At 47.9% G+C, this 1,536-nt stretch carries 1 protein-coding gene; it reads left to right on the top strand.

Translation table 11 applies throughout. The features are described from left to right. The first annotated feature begins 38 nt into the window (after window positions 1-38). Entirely contained in the window at window positions 39-1,490 is a 1,452-nt protein-coding gene (locus ACGF5R_RS23920) for a transposase (RefSeq protein WP_262980994.1), read from the top strand. Window positions 1,491-1,536: the final 46 nt, after the last annotated feature.

The raw sequence follows: 1,536 nt of genomic DNA, 5'->3' as shown, positions 1-1,536 counted from the left end.
GTTAAGATCTGCGTACTTCTTTTAAGCGCAGATCTTTTATGACCTTATTCATTCGAAAACGGGAACCTTCTATTCATACTGGACGTCAGTTTGTCACCGCTCAGCACTTACCTGTCTTAGCGGGTTCTCTTTCCCTTTCTGATTATCTCAGGCAAATGGGGGAGCGTAGCGCATTTATTGTGGCTGACATTCTTGATGAGCAAGATTGGGCTCCCTTTGAACGCCATTATGCTTCGACAGGCAGAGCCCCTTATTCTCCCCGTTCCATGATGGGGATCCTACTTTATGGGATCATGAAAGGTCACTGCTCGCTCAGAGAACTTGAACGACTTGCGCGTTTCGATTTAGGCTGTATTTTTGTCAGTCAGGGAATTACGCCCGATCACGCCAGTCTGGGGCGTTTCATTTATCAGCACCAATCTGTCCTGACCGGGCCGTTTTTTGAAGCACTGACCTTCTCCATTTTGCACCGTAGCCATTCGGGGGTTTCGTGTCTGGCCGGTGACGGGACAGTGATAGAGGCGGCCTGTTCTCATTACCACCTTTTAACTCAGGAAGCGATTTCACGCGAAAAAAATGCCCTCACGGCAATGTCTGCCACAGTGCAGATAGAGAAACGCAGGAAACAATTGGAACAGGGAGCCGACGTCTTACGGCACCGACAAGAAAATCGGGAAAAAAAGGGGAAGGAGGCCAGCCAACTGCGTATCAATCCAACCGAACCCGATGCCGTCGTCCAGAAACTCAAGCGGGGAAGAGGATTTTCAACTTCTTATAAACCGTCTGTTTTGGTCAACAGCAGACGTATTATTGTCGCTCAAACGGTAGACCCCTCCAGTGAAACCCAAGTGATAGCCGCGTTATTGGCACAGAATTTCAATCTATCGGGGCGTCACCCGGACAAGCTGTTATTGGATGCCGGTTATTTCCATGACGAGGTGATTGCTGAGACGCAAAAACATCACATTCTGTTGTTCTGCCCGGAAGGCAATGAGCATCAGAGCCTAAGAAAAATCTACCCAAAATCGCGGTTTATTTATCATGCGGAGAAAGACCTTTATATCTGCCCGGCCAATGACAGGTTGCTTCCTGTCAGTACAGTAAAACCTTCCGAAAAGAGCCGTGGGCATCGAGTTTATACGGGAGCAAACTGTGCCGATTGCCCGAAAAAAGAAAAATGTACGCAGGCGAAAAAGGGCAGAAAAATTAAACGTTACCCGGAAGATAAAGCGCGGGATAAACGGCGTTCACGTATGACCAAACTGGAGTCAAAACGGATATTGAGTCAGAGAAAAGTCATGGTAGAACCGGTATTTTCCGCTTTACGTGGGATCCAGGGACTGGAACGCTTTCGGCGTAGAGGTTTATCGGCAGTCAGAGTGGAATTTACCTTGCATGCCATAGCGTATAACTTATCAAGGGCAGTTGCCCTGATATTATGGGCTATTTTTAGCCTGTCATGGGTTGCCAGTCCCAATAACAGGCAATAAATTTCTGTGGGGTTATTTTCAATGCCGACCTTTTGCGACACCCTCG

The sequence above is a fragment of the Photorhabdus sp. RM71S genome, from assembly GCF_042879355.1.
GTDB lineage: Bacteria > Pseudomonadota > Gammaproteobacteria > Enterobacterales > Enterobacteriaceae > Photorhabdus > Photorhabdus kayaii.
This window is presented reverse-complemented; position numbering and strand designations above follow the sequence as displayed.

Coding starts and splice junctions, on each gene's coding strand:
- ACGF5R_RS23920 (WP_262980994.1), top strand. CDS start 39: ATGACCTTATTCATTCGAAAACGGGAACCTTCTATTCATACTGGACGT.